Annotated in this window: 11 protein-coding genes; 4 read left to right on the top strand and 7 right to left on the bottom strand. The window is 66.2% G+C overall.

Annotation, left to right across the window (positions count from 1 at the left end; all coding sequences use genetic code 11):
• Window positions 1-2: 2 nt before the first annotated feature.
• From ACLEJP_RS24190 to ACLEJP_RS24175, 4 genes are read right to left on the bottom strand one after another with little or no spacing between them, the layout of a single operon-like run.
• Entirely contained in the window at window positions 3-1,451 is a 1,449-nt protein-coding gene (locus tag ACLEJP_RS24190; protein ID WP_440810570.1) for a GspE/PulE family protein, read from the bottom strand.
• A complete protein-coding gene (gspD, locus tag ACLEJP_RS24185; protein WP_440810541.1) occupies window positions 1,451-3,220 on the bottom strand; it encodes a type II secretion system secretin GspD in 1,770 nt (589 codons plus the stop codon). Before gspD ends, ACLEJP_RS24190 begins: the two co-directional genes overlap by 1 nt.
• Window positions 3,221-3,223: 3 nt before the next feature.
• Window positions 3,224-3,649: a pilus assembly protein PilZ gene (locus tag ACLEJP_RS24180; RefSeq protein WP_440810540.1), complete on the bottom strand. Its 426-nt coding sequence runs from the start codon at window positions 3,647-3,649 to the stop codon at window positions 3,224-3,226.
• Complete coding sequence (locus ACLEJP_RS24175; RefSeq protein ID WP_440810538.1) at window positions 3,646-5,286, bottom strand: lipoprotein UxpA; 1,641 nt, start codon at window positions 5,284-5,286, stop codon at window positions 3,646-3,648. Before ACLEJP_RS24175 ends, ACLEJP_RS24180 begins: the two co-directional genes overlap by 4 nt.
• Before the next feature lie 224 nt (window positions 5,287-5,510).
• Between ACLEJP_RS24175 and ACLEJP_RS24170 the strand changes: the two genes are divergently transcribed.
• Window positions 5,511-7,571 (top strand): PhoX family protein, encoded by a 2,061-nt coding sequence (locus ACLEJP_RS24170; protein ID WP_440810537.1) that lies wholly within the window; start codon window positions 5,511-5,513, stop codon window positions 7,569-7,571.
• Between the two features lie 139 nt (window positions 7,572-7,710).
• Here the strand turns inward: ACLEJP_RS24170 and gspK are convergent, their stop codons facing one another.
• Entirely contained in the window at window positions 7,711-8,676 is a 966-nt protein-coding gene (gene gspK / locus ACLEJP_RS24165; RefSeq protein ID WP_440810536.1) for a type II secretion system minor pseudopilin GspK, read from the bottom strand.
• 143 nt (window positions 8,677-8,819) lie between these two features.
• On the opposite strand from gspK, the gene tatA reads away from it, so the two are divergent.
• From tatA to tatC, 3 genes are read left to right on the top strand one after another with little or no spacing between them, the layout of a single operon-like run.
• Window positions 8,820-9,047: a twin-arginine translocase TatA/TatE family subunit gene (gene tatA / locus ACLEJP_RS24160; protein ID WP_440810534.1), complete on the top strand. Its 228-nt coding sequence runs from the start codon at window positions 8,820-8,822 to the stop codon at window positions 9,045-9,047.
• Window positions 9,047-9,334 carry a Sec-independent protein translocase protein TatB gene (gene tatB, locus ACLEJP_RS24155; RefSeq protein WP_440810533.1) on the top strand — a complete coding sequence of 96 codons (288 nt, stop codon included), beginning with the start codon at window positions 9,047-9,049 and terminating at the stop codon, window positions 9,332-9,334. The genes tatA and tatB overlap by 1 nt, the downstream gene beginning before the upstream one ends.
• On the top strand, window positions 9,331-10,092 hold the full coding sequence (gene tatC, locus ACLEJP_RS24150; RefSeq protein ID WP_440810531.1) for a twin-arginine translocase subunit TatC: 762 nt from the start codon (window positions 9,331-9,333) through the stop codon (window positions 10,090-10,092). Before tatB ends, tatC begins: the two co-directional genes overlap by 4 nt.
• Window positions 10,093-10,195: 103 nt before the next feature.
• Here the strand turns inward: tatC and ACLEJP_RS24145 are convergent, their stop codons facing one another.
• Together ACLEJP_RS24145 and purL are read right to left on the bottom strand one after the other, a co-directional pair.
• Window positions 10,196-10,507 (bottom strand): NGG1p interacting factor NIF3, encoded by a 312-nt coding sequence (locus ACLEJP_RS24145; protein ID WP_170028480.1) that lies wholly within the window; start codon window positions 10,505-10,507, stop codon window positions 10,196-10,198.
• A gap of 3 nt (window positions 10,508-10,510) precedes the next feature.
• The gene (purL, locus tag ACLEJP_RS24140; RefSeq protein ID WP_440810530.1) at window positions 10,511-14,410 is read right to left on the bottom strand and encodes a phosphoribosylformylglycinamidine synthase; all 3,900 of its coding nucleotides are present in this window, start codon (window positions 14,408-14,410) and stop codon (window positions 10,511-10,513) included.
• Between the last annotated feature and the right edge of the window lie 125 nt (window positions 14,411-14,535).

The following is a 14,535-nucleotide window of genomic DNA, read 5'->3' as shown; positions in this document are numbered from 1 at the left end:
GCTCAGCCCTGCACCACGCGCAGCACTTCGGCCAGGCTGGTCTCGCCACGCGCCAGGCAGTCGCTGGCCATCGCCACCAGGCTCTGCCGGCGTCCGGCCAGGTAGTCGTGCATGGCCAGTTCACTGGCACCGTCATACAGCAGGCCGACCAGCCCGGGGTCCAGTTCGATGAATTCGTACAGGCCCAGGCGTCCGCGGTAACCGCTGCCCTGGCACTGCTCGCAGCCTACCGCATGGTAGCTGCTGCCGAGTGCCGCCAGCTCGGGCCACAGTTCACGTTCAGCCGCCTGCAGCGGTTGCGCCACGGCGCAGCTGCACAGGCGCCGCACCAGGCGCTGGGCCAGTACGCCGCGCAGGCACGAGGCAATCAGGAACGGTTCGATGCCCATGTCACGCAGGCGGGTCACCGCGCCCACCGCGCTGTTGGTGTGCAGGGTGGACAGCACCAGGTGGCCGGTGAGGCTGGCCTGCACGGCGATCTGCGCGGTTTCCTGGTCGCGGATTTCGCCGAGCATGATCACATCCGGGTCCTGGCGCAGGATCGCCCGCAAGCCGCTGGCGAAGGTCAGCCCGGCGCGCGGGTTGATGGCGGTCTGGCCAATGCCGGCGATGGCGTACTCCACCGGGTCCTCGACCGTGAGGATATTGCGGCTGCCATCGTTGAGGCTGTTGAGGCTGGCGTACAGGGTGGTGGTCTTGCCCGAACCGGTCGGGCCGGTGGACAGCACGATGCCGTTGGGCCGCGCCAGGCAGCCACGCAGGCCTTGCAGCACCGCCTGCGGCATGCCCAGGTTGCCCAGCGCCAGCAGGCTGGCCTGCTTGTCGAGGACGCGCATCACCACCCGTTCGCCATGGATGCCAGGCAGGGTCGAGACCCGCACGTCGACCTCGCGCCCGGCTGCCCGCAGGGTGATACGGCCATCCTGGGGCTGGCGCTTTTCGGCAATGTCCAGGCGCGCCATGACCTTGATCCGCGATACCAGCATGGCGGAAAGCGCCCGCGGTGGGCGCAACACCTCGCGCAGGTGGCCGTCGACCCGCAGGCGCACCACCAGGCTCTGCTCGAAGGTTTCGATGTGGATGTCCGAGGCGCGCAGGCGCAGGGCCTGGCCGAACAGGCCGTTGATCAGGCGGATCACCGGGGCTTCGTCGTCGCTTTCCAGCAGGTCCTCGATGCGCGGCATCTCGCTCATCAGGCTGTCCAGGTCAACCTGCTCGCCGATGCCTTCGATCAGTGCCTCGGTGGCGCTGGCCTCCGCCTGGTACAGCTGGCCCAGGCGTTCATCGAACAGCGCAGGCTCGAGGTATTCGAGCAGGCTGGGCTGGCCATGCACGCGCAACAGTTCCTGCAGCTGGGCGCTGTCGGCATCGGGCCGCAGCCACAGCTGCCAGCCCTGCTCGGTCGGGGCCATGGCCACCCCGCTCTGGCGCGCCTGGCGATAGGGCAGCATCACCAGTCACCGCCTTCCAGGCGCGCGCGGCTGGCAGGGAATACCTGCAGCAACTGCGGGCTGCCGGCTGCGAGGTCCGGCAGTTGCAGCGGCGTGCTTTGTTGCAGGCTGCGGTACTTGCCTTCGCTGAGCCCGGCCAGGCTGGGCCCGTCACGCAGGATACGCGGGCGAATGAACACCATCAGGTTCTGTTTGGTGTTCTTGCTGCCGTCGGAGCGGAACAGCCGGCCCAGGTAAGGGATATCGCCCAACAGCGGCACACGCTGGTCGCTGGTGCTCAGCTCGTCGCTGATCAGGCCGCCAAGGATCACCAGGCCGTTGTCCTCGACCATGACCTTGGTCTTGATCTCGCGCTTGTTGGTGATCACGTCGCTGGCCGCGCTCGAGTCGGCGATCGACGACACCTCCTGGACGATATCCAGGCGCACACTGTTGTCGATGTTGATCTGCGGCTTGATGCGCAGCTTCACGCCGACTTCCTTGCGCTCGATGGTCTGGTACGGGTTGGCGTTGTTCTGGGTCACCGAACCGGTGACGAAGGGCACCTCCTGGCCGACCAGGATCGACGCCTCGGCGTTGTCCAGGGTCAGCAAGGTGGGCGTGGACAGCAGGTTGAAGCCACTCTTGCCCTTCAGTGCATTGACCAGCATGGCAAAGTTGAAACCACCGCCGAAATGGCCGATGCCCGCCGTGGCACCCGTAGTCGATGACAACAGGTCGCCCAATGCCTCGCTGTCGCCGCTGGCGGCCGCCCCGGCGATACTGGCGATGTTTACCCCATTGCTGCCGAAGTTGACGATGCCAGCGCCAAACTTGTCGTCGGCGAACAGCCACTGTACGCCCAGTTCCTGGGCACTGCTGTCGGAGACCTCGGCAATGATTGCCTCCACCACCACCTGGGCGCGCCGGATATCCAGCTGCTCGACGATGCTGCGGTAGGCAGCCAGCTCGCTGTCGGGGCCGACCATGACCACGGCGTTGGTGCCTTCCTCGTATTCCAGGCGGATACCGCTGCCACCACTGGCGGCCGTCACCGGCCTGTCTTTGGCCTCGGCTGCATTGGCGCCTTCGGCCGGCACCATGCCTTCCTGGCCGAGGCCACGCAGCACCTTGACCACTTCGCTGGCACTGGCGTGGCGCAGGTAGATCACCTGGGTGCCGGTGTTGTCCGTCACTTCGCCTGGGCGGTCGAGATGTTGCAGCAAGCTGGCGATACGATCCAGGTTGCTGCGCCAGTCGGTCACCACCAGTTGCTGCGCTGCCGGATACGGCGTGATCACACCCACGCGCGGGTCGATCAGCGGCTTGAGAATGCCGAGCACTTGTTCGCTGGCCGCGTTGCGCACATTGAATACCCGGGTGGCCACGCTGTCGCTGCCCTCGCCCTGCTGCCCGGCCGGCTCCACCGGCACCGGCTCCAGGCGCGCGGCCTGATCGGGGACGATCTTCACGCTGCCGTTGGGCAGGTCGACAGCGGCATAGCCCTGGGCGCGCAGCTGTGCCAGGAAGATGTCGTAGATCGCATCGGCGTCATGCATGTCGACGGTGCGCACGGTGACCTTGCCTTTGACCCGGGGGTCGACGATGAAGGTCGTGCCGGTGATGCGCGATACGCTGTCGATGAACTCGCCAAGATCGGTGTCGACGAAGTTCACCTCGTACAGGGGCGTGCCATTGTCATCGAACACCGGTTCTTCGGCACTGGCCATCGGCAAGGTCACGGTCAAGGCCAGGCTCAGCGCGGCCACTAGGCAATATCTGACAGGCATCGTTCATCCTTGCCGCTTGAAGCCGGTCACGACGGGGCGTGGCGGCCAGGGCAGGCGTTCACGCCGCCCCTGGTTGTTGAAAATCAGGCCATCGTGGTCGATGTCCTGCAGCACGATCCCCGGTGCCAGGCGCTGGCCACGGGCCAAGGTGCGCACCTGCTCGCCATAGCGCAACACCACCACGCTGGCGGCCAGTGGCTGGGCCTTGAGGCCGCCGAGGTAGTGCAACGGCAGGCGGGTAAGGGCGATGGCTCCATCGTCGACGGGCACCTGCCAATGGCCAGCCATCAACCCGGGCAGCGGCGGGTCGGCCATGCCGGGCGCAATGGCCGGTTGCGGCTGGCGGCTCAGTTGCAGCACGCACTGGGCGGCCAGCCAGCCGGCCAGGGTCAGGCCAGCGCCAGTGAGCAGGCGCGAGATGAGGATCACGAGGCCAGCTGCCGTGGATGCCAACCCGGGTGCCCCTGTACGTAGCGCACCTCGGGCAACTGCAGCGGCGCCAATTGCCAGTCCGCTGGCTGGCGGGCGAGCCAGGCTTCAACGCTTTGCCACAGGGGCTCACCGGCCTCGGCCTGGAATTGCAGGCCGAAGGTGCGGCACAGGCCCTGTGTCGGTGCCAGGTCGCTGATGCGCTTGCCTTGCGGGCTGTAGCTGACCCGCCAGGGCTGGCCTTGCCAGCGCGGCAGGTCCTGGCTGTTGTCCAGCAGCAACGGGTCGCCGAACAGCTGCTCCGCAGCGTTCTCCAGCACCTGCTCGACCTGCCGCGCTGGCGCTTCGACCACCGGGGCCGGGTAGCCACCGGTGAGGCTGATCAAGTGTTCGCGGGTAATGGCCGCCCCAGCTGGCAGCGGGTAGTCATAACGCAGGCCGGGCAGCAGCACCGGCATGTCGCTGTCGCCGGCCAGGGCCTGGTGCAGCAGGCGGTCCCAGCTGCCGCCGCGGGTATCACGGCGCCACAGCGCCTGGGGCGCGCGGGCCAGGGGCTGATCGAGCCAGGCCGCATGGCCGGCGCGCTGTTGACGCAGCTCGGCCTGCAATGGTGCGACACGCAGCTGCGCAGCGGGGGCCAACTGCTGCTCGAAGGCCGGGAAGAAACGCCCATCGAACTGCCACAACCCGGCCACACGCCGACAGCGCAGGCGGAAGGCGCCGCTGCCCCGGCAACCGGCGAACAGCACCGGTACCCGGCGGCCGCTGGCCTGGCTCACCTCGACCGGTGCCGGCCACAGGTCCTGGCCACGGGCGCACAGCAGCACGTCAATTTGCGGCACCCGCTCGGCCAGCCACAGCCCGGGGCCAGTGCCGGCATCGGCCAAGGCCACCACCAGGTCGGCCTCGCGGCGTGCCTGCTCGAAGACCGGCTGCAGCGCCTGGTACCACTGCTTGAGGGAGGCTTTCTGGTCCTGGGCGTAGGGATCGGTCACGCCGACCACGGCAACCCGTGCACCGCCACGCTCGAACAGGTGCAGGCTGTCCACGCCGAGGGTCTGGCGCTGTGCCTCTGCCAGCCCGGCCCCCAGCGTAATGGCGCTGGCCTGGCGATACAGGCCTGGGCAGCGTTGTGGCCACAGCACGCGCTCGTCACTGCTGACCCGCGCTTCGGTCCCCAGCAACTGGCTGCCTTGCACGCCGCTTTCACCCTGGGTCAGGTAGGCCAGGCCGCTGCCATTCCAGCCCTGGCCGTTCTCCAGGGTCAGGCTGTTGCCTGCCCCGGCCTCGCCGCGCAACTGCTCGAGCAACGCCGCCAGCACTGCATAGCCGCCCAGCTGGGCAGAGGCCGCCTGGCTGGCATCGAGCAGGGGTGCCAGCTGCGGATAGGCGAGGCTGGCGGTGCTGCCCGTCATCCAAGGCGCGCGGCCGAGGTGGCTGACCGGCCCCAGGCGCGTGGCCGGCACCACGGCCTGGCCAGGCTGGCGAGCATCGAGGGTATCGGCCACATACAGCAGGTCGAGGCTGGCGTTGCCGCCCCGTTGCCCAGGAAAGGCGGAGCAGGCGCCAAGCAACGGCGCCAGGGCACCGACACCCATCCAGCCAATCACTTCGCGCCTGTGCACACTGCTTGCCATCGAAGCCGCCATCCTTTTCCATGTCCATTCTGGGCCCCGGATGTTGCGGCGTCGGTATTACAGTTTGATGGCAGAAATCAGACAACCATTCCAGAGTGATCTGTAGGTCCTGTTTTTAAGCGCGCCATGTTTTAAGCGCCCGTTAACATTTCTGCCAATGAATCATCATATTTGCCCACTAAAGTCGCGGTTTCCTCCAACTCAGCCAACAAAAGGACACCCTGATGAGTCGAGATACCGGCGACAACCTGGACCGGAACCAGAGCGGCAACCTGCCGATGGCCAGCGTCATGGACGCCTACCTGAGCCGTCGCAGCGTGATGCGCGGCAGCCTGGGCGCCGCCATCGCCATGATTGCCGGTACCGGCCTGACAGGCTGCTTCGACGGTGGGGGTTCGGATCACGATGATCCCGTCACCGAGCCGCCGGTGACCGAGCCGGAAAAGCCAAAACTGGCATTGGGCTTCCAGTCCATCCCCGGCTCGCGCACCGACGCCTGCGTGGTTGCAACCGGCTACAGCGCCTACGTGCTGGCGCCCTGGGGCACGCCGCTCAACAATAACGGCAACCCGTGGAAGGCCGACGGCAGCAATACCTCGACCGACCAGGCCAACGCCATGGGCATGCACCACGACGGCATGCACTTCTTCCCCATCAATGGCAGTTCGGAAGATGGCCTGCTGGCGATCAACTTCGAGTACATCGACACCGCCGCCCTGCACCCGGCTGGCCCGACCACCGATAGCAACGGCAAGCGCCCGGTCGAGGAAGTGCGCAAGGAAATCAACGCCCACGGTGCCGGTGTAGTGCGCCTGCAGAAAGTCAGCGGTCGCTGGCAGGTGGTCGACAACGACCCGCTGAACCGCCGTTTCACCACGGCCTCGCGCATGGAAATCACCGGCCCCCTGCGCGGCACCGAGCATGTCAGGACCAAGTATTCGCCGGACGGCACCCATTGCCGCGGCACCAACAACAACTGCGGCAACGGCTATACCCCATGGGGTACCTACCTGACCTGTGAAGAGAACTGGCCAGGTATTTTCGTCAACAAAGGCACCCGCCCTGAAGACCAGCGCCGCATTGGCGTGAGCACTTCCAGCGGCCAGTACAAATGGGAAACCGCGGCGGGTGACAGCAGCGAGGTGGCTGACGAATTCGCCCGTTTCGACGTCACCGTCAAAGGCGCCAGCGCTACCGACGACTACCGCAATGAAGCCAGCACCTACGGCTACATCGTCGAGATCGACCCATACAACAGCAGCACCCTGGCCACCAAGCGCACGGCGCTGGGCCGTTTCCGTCACGAGGGCTGCGCCCCGGGCCTGCCGGTCGTCGGCAAGCCACTGGTCTGGTACATGGGTGACGACTCGAACAACGAATACCTGTACAAGTGGGTGTCCACCGCCGTGTGGGATGCCGCCGACGCCAACCCGGCCGACCGCCTGGCCACCGGCGCCAAGTACCTCGACCAGGGCAAGCTGTACGTGGCGCGCTTCAATGCCGACGGCACCGGGGTATGGCTGCTGCTGGACGTTGCCACCACGACCACTGCCGGCAGCACCCTGGGCGCCTTGTATGGCGACCTGCCGGGGATCATCCTCAACACCCGCGGCGCCGCCGATGCCGTAGGCGCAACGCCGATGGACCGCCCGGAATGGACCACGGTCAACCCACTGAACGGCGACGTGTACCTGACCCTGACCAACAACAGCGCGCGCACCCCGGAAAAGGTCGATGCAGCCAACCCGCGCGGCCCGAACCGTCACGGCCACATCATTCGCTGGCACGACAGCGACGACCAGCTGAGCTTCACCTGGGACATCTTCGTGTTCGGCGCCAATGCGGCCGGCACCGCCGACATCAACCGCTCGGGCCTGACCGAACTGAACCAGTTCGCCAGCCCTGACGGCATGAGCTTCGATAGCCGTGGCGTGCTGTGGTTCGAGACCGACAACGGCGAGAGCACGGTGACCGACTACACCAATGACCAACTGCTGGCGGTGATCCCGACCAATCTGGTCGATGCCAGCGGCAAGCAGGTACCGGTGAATGCCCAGAACCAGGTGGACCTGCGCCGCTTCTTTGTCGGCCCGAATGGTTGCGAGGTGACCGGCATTACCTTCACCCCCGACAACAAGACGCTGTTCGTCAACATCCAGCACCCGGACAACTGGCCCTATACCGACAAGGCCACCGATGCCACCCCGGCCGGGACCACGGTAAGGCCGCGGGCCGCGACGGTGGTGATCCAGCGTATCGATGGCGGGGAGATCGGCACCGCCTGAAAGGGCGCCGGTCAGTCAGCCTTGTGCTGGCCGTACCGGCCTCTTCGCGGGTAAACCCGCTCCCACAGGTACTGCACAGGGTTCAAAAACTGTGCGTTCCCTGTGGGAGCGGGTTTACCCGCGAAGAGCCCGGCGAATATCACCAGACAATCGGCTCGCGGCTACGCACCCGCACCTGCTGCGCCGGCACCCGGGCATGCCACTGCACCACCCCCAGCGCCTCCACCTGGAACTCGCTGCGTATCACCCGCCCCTCCTCCGCGAAGGACAGCTGCAACAGGTAATAGCCGCTGTTCAACAGCAACCCTTCGCTCAGCCGCTCGAACGTTTCGTCATCCACCGCCCCCAGCGCCTGGCGCAGCGCGGCGGCATCCACATAGCCGGACGCCGGCCGGCCGCTGACGATGCGACCCAGCAGCGAGCGCGGATAACGCCCTTCGTACAGCGCCTCCAGCAAGGGCAGATGCTCCAGCCCCAGGGCATTGGCATTCAGCCGCCAGCCGCTGGTCTGCGGCAAGGCGCACAACATGGGGTAACGCCCTTGGCGGCCAGCATCCGGCTCCAGCAACAGGTTCAGTTCGCTGGTGTCCAGCATCGCCTGGTTGGCCGCCAGCCGCGCAGGTTGCTGGCGCAGGTACTGGGCGCTCTCGGCGCCTTGCAGGCGGGTGTCGTTATCGGCATCGAGCCAGTCGGCCAGGGCATCGACCAGGCGTTCAGCGGCCATGTCATTGCCCAGCAGGTAACGCAACTGGCGCTCGGCGCGCTCACCATCGGCACCGAGCAAGGCATTGACGTTGAAGCAGGTGTGCTGGTCGCGCACCCGCAGCTGCGCCTGGCCGGCAGCAAAGTCGTAAATCAACGGCTGCCCGCGCAAGGCCTGCCAGAACAGCGGGCTGAGCCGCCAGGCGGGGTCACGCAGGGCCTGCCCGGCATAGGCCAGGCCTGCCTGTTCCATGGCCCGGGCCTGCACCCGCTGGTGCAGCAGGCGCACCTCATCCACCTGACGGCGGCCATCTTCCACCAGCCAGACCATGCCCGCGGCCAGCATCGCCAGCACCACCATTACCATCAGCAGGGCCGCGCCCCGCTGTTGCCTGCCACCCATTCATGCACACCCACAAGCGAATGAAAACGCCAGTCAACACGTCGGGTGTTGCAGCGAGATGGCAGCAGCCGATCGTCATGTGCCCGTCATCTGCACAAGGCACGATTGCCCTTCCTTTTCATGACCTTACAGGAGTGGACGCAATGGGTGGCATTGGAATCTGGCAACTGGTGATCGTACTGCTGATCGTATTCCTGCTGTTTGGTACCAAGCGCCTCAAGGGCCTGGGTAGCGATGTGGGCGAGGCAATCCAGGGCTTTCGCAAGTCCATGGGCGGCGACAACGACGCCAGCCCGGCTGGCCGCACGCAGATGCCGCAATGCCCGCTGACCGGCCAGGCGGCACAGCAGCACACGGACCGCCAGGCCTGATGTTCGAGGTAGGCTTCAGCGAACTGTTGTTGGTAGGCGTCGTCGCACTGTTGGTGCTGGGCCCGGAGCGCCTGCCGCTGGCGGCACGCACCCTCGGTCGTGGCCTGGGCCAGGCGCGCCGGGCCATGCAGACCTTGCGCGCGCAAGTGGAACGGGAGATCGAGCTGCCTGGCTTCGATAACGCGCCCTTGCAGCGCCTGGAGCAGGAACTGCGCCAGGGCGTCCGCCTCGGCGCAGACACCGCCAATGGAGCGGCCACGACACAGCCAGGGAGAATGCCTGAATGAGCATGGCAATGAACCCGACGGCCAGCATGCCGCTGACCGAACACCTGCGCGACCTGCGCAAGCGCCTGGTACGCTGCCTGGGGCTGGTCGCGCTGCTGTTTGCCGGCCTGTTCCCCTTCGCCCAGACGCTGTACACCCTGGTTTCCGAACCGCTGCGGCGCTTTCTGCCAGAAGGCGCCAGCATGATCGCCACCAGCGTCACTTCGCCGTTCCTGACACCGTTCAAGCTGACTGCGATGTGCGCGCTGTTCGTCGCCATGCCGCTGCTGCTGCACCAGGCCTGGGGGTTCATGGCGCCCGGGCTGTACCGTCGCGAACGGCGCATTGCCCTGCCGTTGCTGGTGTCGAGCATCGTGCTGTTCTATGCCGGCATGGCCTTCGCGTTCTTCCTGGTGTTCCCGATGATGTTCGGCTTCTTTGCCAGCGTGACGCCCGAAGGCGTAGCGATGATGACCGACATCAGCCAGTACCTGGACTTCATCCTGGCGCTGTTCCTGGCGTTCGGGCTGGCCTTCGAGATCCCGGTGGCGACCTTCATCGTGGTCTGGGTGGGGTTGGCCGATGTGGCCACGTTGCGCCGTAGCAGGCCCTACGTGATCGTTGGCTGCTTTGTGGTGGGGATGGTCCTGACGCCGCCGGATGTGTTTTCACAGACGATGCTGGCGGTGCCGATGTGGCTGCTGTTCGAGGTAGGGTTGCTGGCTTGCGCCTGGTTGAAGCGGCCCGAGCAGGGCAAGGAGATTGTGGCTGGGTTGTAGGGCCCTTTCGCGGGCAAGCCCGCTCCCACAGGGATGTCACTGGTTCTGAAGACTGTGATGTCCCTGTGGGAGCGGGCTTGCCTGCGAACGGCCTTGATGCGATCTAGAACTCGGCGAGCCGCCAGACCTCGTAGGCTGGCGTCTCGTACGGGTGGCTCTGCCTGAGTGCAGCGACGACCTGGGCAATCAGCTCGTCGGCCACCACCAGCTCCACCTTCCACTCCTCCACCACCTCGACCTGGCCGGTTTGCCCGAGGTACGGCTGACTGCCGTCCAACGGGCGGAACTGGCCCTGGCCGAGGGTTTGCCAGGCGCAGTGGTCATAGTCGCCGATGCGCCCGCCACCCGCGGCGAACACAGCAGCCTTGACCACTTCGACGTGGCTGGCAGGGACGAAGAAGGCGAGCTTGTACACGCCTCAGTTCACCCACACCCGGGCGTTGCGGAACAAACGCATCAGCGCGGCATCTTCCTGCCACTCGTCCGGGCGCCAGGAGTTCTGCACGGCGCGGAACACACGTTCCGGGTGCGGCATCATGATGGTCACGCGGCCGTCGCGGCTGGTCAGGCCGGTGATACCACGCGGCGAGCCGTTCGGGTTGGCCGGGTAGGCTTCGGTGACCTTGCCGTGGTTGTCGACGTAGCGCAGGGCCACGCAGCCGGACACGTCCGCAGCCAGCAGTGCCTCTTCGCTGGCGAATTCGGCATGGCCTTCACCGTGGGCGATGGCGATCGGCATGCGCGAACCGGCCATGCCCTGCAGGAAGATCGAGTTGGATTTCTGCACCTCGACCATGGCCACGCGCGCCTCGAACTGCTCCGAGCGGTTGCGCACGAAGTGCGGCCAGTGCTCGGTGCCCGGAATCAGCTCGTGCAGGTTGGACATCATCTGGCAACCGTTGCACACGCCCAGGGCGAAGCTGTCGGTACGCTCGAAGAAGGCCTGGAAGGCGTCGCGGGCGCGGCTGTTGAACAGCGCAGACTTGGCCCAGCCTTCACCGGCACCCAGCACGTCACCGTAGGAGAAGCCGCCACAGGCGACCAGGCCCTTGAACGCTTCGAAGTCGACACGGCCAGCGAGGATGTCGCTCATGTGCACGTCGATGGCAGCGAAGCCGGCGCGGTCGAAGGCGGCTGCCATCTCGACCTGGCCGTTGACGCCCTGCTCACGCAGGATGGCCACTTGCGGGCGAATGCCTTTCTTGATGTACGGCGCGGCGATGTCTTCGTTGACGTCGAAGCCCAGTTTCACCGACAGGCCCGGGTTGTCTTCCTCGAGCAGCAGGTCGAATTCCTGGTCGGCGCAGTCGGCGTTGTCGCGCAGGCGCTGGATCTGGTAGCTGGTTTCAGCCCACTGGCGCTGCAGCATGCGGCGGTCATCGTCGAACAGCACTTCGCCGTTCAGGCTGATGGACACTTCACCGTTGTTGACCGGCTTGCCGATCACCGCGACGCATTCTTCGCCCAGGCCAGCGGCGCTGAACTGTGCCAATACGTCCGGGGTGGCATCCTGGCGAACCTGGATGACCGCGCCCAGCTCTTCGTTGAAGAGAATGGCCGGCACGTCGGCCTTGCTGTCGGTCAGCGGGTCGAGGTGCAGGTCGAGGCCACAGTGGCCGGCGAAGGCCATTTCCAGCACGGTGGTGACCAGGCCGCCGTCGGAACGGTCATGGTAGGCCAGCAGGTGACCGTCGGCGTTGAGGCCCTGGATCACGGCGAAGAACGCCTTCAGGTCTTCGGCATCGTCTACATCCGGAGCCTCGGCGCCGAGCTTGCCGTAGGTCTGGGCCAGGATCGAGGCGCCCATGCGGTTCTTGCCGCGGCCCAGGTCGATCAGGATCAGGTCGGTCTCACCCTTGTCCATGCGCAGTTGCGGGGTCAGGGTGCTGCGGATGTCGACCACCGGGGCGAAGCCGCTGACGATCAGCGACATTGGCGCGGTGACGCTCTTCTCGATACCGTCCTCGCTCCACTTGGTCTTCATCGACATGGAGTCCTTGCCGACCGGAATGGTCAGGCCCAGCTCCGGGCACAGCTCCATGCCGACAGCCTTGACGGTGTCGTACAGGCGGGCGTCTTCACCGGGGTGGCCGGCAGCGGACATCCAGTTGGCCGACAACTTGATGTCGGAGAGTTTCTCGATACGCGCGCCAGCCAGGTTGGTGAGTACCTCGCCAATGGCCATGCGGCCCGACGCCGGGGCGTCCAGCAGGGCCAGCGGGGTACGTTCGCCCATGGCCATGGCTTCACCGGTGTAGACGTCGAAGCTGGTGGCGGTGACAGCGCAGTCGGCCACCGGTACCTGCCACGGGCCGACCATCTGGTCGCGGGCCACCAGGCCGGTGATGGTGCGGTCGCCGATGGTGATCAGGAAGCTCTTGCTGGCCACGGCCGGGTGGCTGAGCACGCGCTGTACGGCGTTGTCCAGGTCCAGCTGGCTCGGGTCGAAGTCATCGCCCAGCTCGGCTTCGCGGGTAACCGAACGGTGCATGCGCGGCGGCTTGCCCAGCAGCACGTCCAGCGGCATGTCCACCGGGGTGTTGCCGAAGTGGCTGTCGGTAACGGTCAGGTGCGGCTCGGCGGTGGCTTCGCCGACTACCGCGAACGGGCAGCGCTCGCGTTCGCAGATGGCCTGGAAGCGCTCGAAGTCCTCGGCGCTGACGGCCAGCACGTAGCGTTCCTGCGACTCGTTGCTCCAGATTTCGTGCGGGGCCATGCCCGGCTCGTCGTTGGGCACGTTGCGCAGTTCGAAGCGGCCACCACGGCCGCCATCGTTGACCAGTTCGGGGAAGGCGTTGGAGATACCGCCGGCGCCGACGTCGTGGATGAAGGCGATCGGGTTCTTGTCGCCCAGCTGCCAGCAACGGTCGATGACCTCCTGGCAACGGCGCTCCATTTCAGGGTTTTCACGCTGTACCGAAGCGAAGTCGAGGTCCGCCGAGCTGGCACCGGTGGCCACGGACGAAGCGGCGCCGCCGCCCAGGCCGATGAGCATGGCCGGGCCACCGAGCACGATCAGCTTGGCGCCGACGGTGATCTCGCCCTTCTGGACGTGGTCTTCACGGATGTTGCCCATGCCGCCGGCGAGCATGATCGGCTTGTGGTAGCCGCGTACCTCTTCACCGCGCGGGGTGTTGATGGCCTGCTCGAAGGTACGGAAGTAGCCGGTCAGGGCCGGGCGACCGAATTCGTTGTTGAACGCGGCGCCACCCAGCGGGCCTTCGACCATGATGTCGAGGGCGTCGACAATACGGCCTGGCTTGCCGTAGTTCTGCTCCCACGGCTGTTCGAAGCCCGGGATGCGCAGGTTGGACACGGTGAAACCGGTCAGGCCAGCCTTGGGCTTGGCGCCGCGGCCGGTGGCGCCTTCGTCGCGGATTTCGCCACCCGAGCCGGTGGAGGCACCGGAGAACGGCGCGATGGCGGTCGGGTGGTTGTGGGTTTCCACCTTCATCAGGATGTGCACCGGCTCCTGCACCGCACCGTACTGGCGGGTGTCAGGGTTCGGGAAGAAGCGGCCGGCCACATTGCCGACGATCACCGAGGCGTTGTCCTTGTACGCAGACAGCACGCCTTCGCTGTGCATCTGGTAGGTGTTCTTGATCATGCCGAACAGGCTTTTTTCCTGGGCCTGGCCGTCGATGTCCCAACTGGCGTTGAAGATCTTGTGGCGGCAGTGCTCGGAGTTGGCCTGGGCGAACATCATCAGTTCGATGTCGTTCGGGTTGCGCTTGAGGCCCTGGAAGGCATTGACCAGGTAGTCGATCTCGTCTTCGGCCAGGGCCAGGCCCAGGTCGATGTTGGCCTTGGCCAGAGCGTCACGGCCACCGGCCAGGATGTCCACCGAGGTCATCGGCTTGGGCTGGGCGTGGCTGAACATGTCAGCGGCCTGCTCCAGCTGGCCGAGCACGCGCTGGGTCATGCGGTCGTGCAGTTCGGCAGCGATCAGCTCGGCATCGGCGGCGCTCAGGTCGCCAGCGACGTAGTAGGCGATACCGCGCTCGAGGCGCTGGATGGCCTGCAGCCCGCAGTTGTGGGCGATGTCGCTGGCCTTGCTGGCCCACGGCGAAATGGTGCCCAGGCGCGGTACGACCAGGAACAGGCGGCCGCTTGGCTCCTGTACCGGCACGCTCGGGCCGTACTTGAGCAGACGGCCCAGCACCTGCTGCTGGTCGGCGGTCAGCTCGCCGTCGACATCGGCGAAGTGGGCGAATTCGGCATACAAACCAGTAACAGCGGGGACTTTCTGGCTCAGTTGCTCGAGTAATTTACCGTGGCGAAAGGCAGAAAGGGCAGGAGCGCCGCGCAGGATCAACATCGTCGGGACAGCCTCAGGAAGGGGTGTGCTTAGAGGCCGTGCATTCTAGCCTAATTCGCAGGGTTTCGGCACCCGCCCTAAGCCACGACTGCCGGGCGGTGGAACCGGACTTCGGGGTCAGATTT

Source organism: Pseudomonas sp. SMV7, assembly GCF_052041995.1.
Classification (GTDB): Bacteria; Pseudomonadota; Gammaproteobacteria; order Pseudomonadales; family Pseudomonadaceae; genus Aquipseudomonas.
The sequence above is the reverse complement of the archived record's forward strand: the minus strand, read 5'-3'. Positions and strand labels throughout refer to the sequence as shown.